The sequence below is a fragment of the Stenotrophomonas sp. HMWF023 genome (genome assembly GCF_003060985.1).
GTDB classification, from domain to species: Bacteria; Pseudomonadota; Gammaproteobacteria; order Xanthomonadales; family Xanthomonadaceae; genus Stenotrophomonas; species Stenotrophomonas lactitubi.
The window spans coordinates 5,276-8,337 of the sequence record NZ_QAIJ01000266.1 but is presented as its reverse complement, the minus strand read 5'-3'; the positions used below and the strand labels follow the sequence as shown (position 1 = coordinate 8,337).

General features: G+C 66.9%; 3 protein-coding genes. All 3 read left to right on the top strand.

Annotation, left to right across the window (positions count from 1 at the left end):
* Window positions 1–193 (top strand): 50S ribosomal protein L20 (rplT, locus tag DBR20_RS15260; RefSeq protein WP_108266760.1); only part of this gene is annotated, 193 nt, incomplete at its 5' end.
* A 194-nt stretch (window positions 194–387) separates the two neighbouring features.
* A complete protein-coding gene (gene pheS, locus DBR20_RS15255) occupies window positions 388–1,383 on the top strand; it encodes a phenylalanine--tRNA ligase subunit alpha (protein WP_089236281.1) in 996 nt (331 codons plus the stop codon).
* A gap of 86 nt (window positions 1,384–1,469) precedes the next feature.
* A partial coding sequence (gene pheT / locus DBR20_RS15250) for a phenylalanine--tRNA ligase subunit beta (RefSeq protein WP_258223384.1) occupies window positions 1,470–3,062 on the top strand: 1,593 nt, incomplete at its 3' end.

Sequence of the window (3,062 nt, the reverse complement as noted above, 5' to 3'; positions counted from 1 at the left end):
CTTCCGTTCGCTGTGGATCACCCGCATCAACGCGGCTGCCCGCATCAACGGCCTGAGCTACAGCCGTTTCATGAACGGCCTGCTGAAGGCTGGCATCACCCTGGACCGTAAGGTTCTGGCTGACATCGCCGTGCACGACGCAGCTGGCTTTGCTGCACTGGCCGAAAAGGCCAAGGGCGCACTGGCGGCATAAGTCCTTCCCGATGCCGTTGCCGTTCACGGAGAACGGTGTCAGGTAAAGGCAATGCATGGGGAAGGGCGCAAGTCCTTCCCCATTCTTTTTTGTGCCGGGCGCAGCTGTGCAGATGGCGGGCGACCGGCATGCGGTTGCGACGGCGCGGCCCTTCGCGCATCGCGATGGCAGACCGACTGGAGTTCCGGCTACCCATGAGCGACATCCAATCCCTCACTTCCCAGGCGCTGGCCGATGTGGCCGCCGCGCAGAGCCCGGACGCGCTGGAACAGCTGCGCGTGGCCCTGCTTGGCAAGAGCGGCAGCATCACCTCGCAGCTGAAACAGCTCGGTGCGCTGCCGGCCGACGAACGCAAGGCGGCCGGTGAGGCCATCAACCAGGCCCGCGACGCGCTGAGCAGCGCGCTGGGCGAGCGCAAGGCAGTGCTGGAAGATGCCGCACTCGATGCGCGCCTGGCTGCCGAGGCGATCGACATCACGCTGCCGGGCCGCAGCGGCGAACGCGCCGGCCTGCACCCGATCACCCGCACCCTCGAACGCATCACCGGCATCTTCGGCCGGCTGGGCTACGAGTTGTCCGAAGGGCCGGAGATCGAGGACGACTGGCACAACTTCGAGGCGCTGAACTTCCCGCCGCACCATCCGGCGCGCGCCATGCATGACACGTTCTACTTCGGTGACGGTCGCCTGCTGCGCACGCATACCTCCGGTGTGCAGGTGCGCTACATGGGCGAACACCAGCCGCCGCTGCGCATGATCGCCGCCGGCAAGGTCTATCGCAGCGACAGCGACCAGACCCATTCGCCGATGTTCCACCAGGTCGAAGGCCTGCTGGTTGACGAGCACTCGACCTTTGCCGATCTGAAGGGCACGTTGTCCGAGTTCGTGCGCGCGTTCTTCGAGCGTGATTTCGAGATGCGCTTCCGTCCCAGTTACTTCCCGTTCGTCGAACCCGGCGCGGAAGTGGACATCGCCTGGCAGCAGCCCGATGGCAGCACCCGCTGGCTGGAAGTGCTCGGCTGCGGCATGGTCCACCCGAACGTGCTGCGCAACGTCGGCATCGATCCGGAGCGCTACACCGGCTTTGCCTTCGGCCTGGGCGTGGAACGTTTTGCGATGCTGCGCTACGGCGTCAACGACCTGCGCGCGTTCTTCGAGAACGATGTGCGGTTCCTGAAGCAGTTTGCGTAAGCCACAACAATGTCGTGCCGGGCCACGCCCGGCTGCACTTGAATCCGTAGCCCAGGCGCATGCGCCGGGCCCACCAGGGTGACCCCATGAAATTCTCCGAAAACTGGCTGCGCAGCCACGTTCCCACCACTGCCTCGCGCGACGAGCTGAGCGCGGTGCTGACCGCCATCGGCCTGGAAGTGGAAGAGGTGACCGCGCTCGGCGATGGCCTGCAGCATGTGGTCGTCGCGCGTATCGTCGAAGCCGAACGTCATCCCGAAGCCGACCGCCTGCAGGTGTGCAAGGTTGATGCGGGACAGGCTGAGCTGCTGCAGATCGTCTGTGGTGCGCCGAATGCGCGCCCGGGCCTGGTCGCGCCGCTGGCGATGGTCGGTGCGCAGATCGGTGAATTGAAGATCAAGCCGGCCAAGCTGCGCGGCGTCGAATCCAACGGCATGCTGTGCTCGGCCAAGGAGCTGGGCCTGGACAACGATGCCTCCGGCCTGCTGGAACTGCCGGATGACGCGCCGGTCGGCCAGACCCTGGTGGAGTACCTCGGCCTGCCGGACGCCAGCATCGAGATCAAGCTGACCCCGAACCGCGCCGACTGCTTCAGCATCCGCGGCATCGCCTATGACGTTGCTGCAGCCACGCGCAGCGAAGTACTGGATTTCATCGCAGAGCCGATCGCCTCCCATGGCGGCCGCGAGCTGGCGATCCAGCTGGATGCCGGTGCCGAAGCACCGCGCTATCTCGGTCGTGTCATCGAAGGTGTCAACGCCGCGGCGAAGACTCCGTTGTGGATGGCCGAGCGCCTGCGCCGCAGTGGCGTGCGCCCGGTGTCGCTGCTGGTCGACATCACCCAGTACGTAATGCTCGAGCTGGGCCAGCCGATGCACGCCTACGATCTCGGTACCCTGCAGGGCACGATCGGTGTGCGTCGTTCGCGCGCCGGCGAAAGCCTGAAGCTGCTGGACGGCCGTGACGCTGCGCTGGACGACAGCTTCCTGGTGGTCACCGACGCTGATCGCGCGGTCGGCCTGGCCGGCCTGATGGGCGGCTTCGATACGCGCGTTACCGATGCCACCACCGCCGTGTTCCTGGAAGCGGCGCACTTCGCGCCGGCCGCGATCATGGGCCGTGGCCGCAAGCTGGGCCTGCACACCGATGCCGGCCACCGCTTCGAGCGTGGCGTCGACCCTGCGCTGCCGCGTACCGCCATCGAATACGCCACCCGTCTGGTGCTGGACCTGGCCGGTGGTACCCCGGCGCCGGTGACCGAGGCGGTACATGCGGCCGACCTGCCGCAGCCGGCCACGAGCCTGCTGCGCCGCGCACGCATCACCCGCGTGCTGGGCATCACCATCGAAGACGCCGAAGTCGAGCGCATCCTGCGCGCGCTGGGCATGCAGGTGGTGGTCGCTGGCGAAGGCTGGCAGGTCACCGCGCCGAGCCGCCGCTTCGACATCGCCATCGAAGAAGACCTGATCGAGGAGCTGGCCCGGATCCACGGTTACGAGCAGATCCCGACCACGCTGCCGGGTGGTGCATCGCGTGTTGCGATGCCGACCGAGACCCAGCTGGACACGCTCAGCGTGCGCCGCCAGCTGGTTGCCCGCGACCTGCAGGAAACCGTCAATTTCGCCTTCGTCGATGACGCACTGCTGAGCCAGTGGCAGCTGCGCGACAACCTGGTGCCG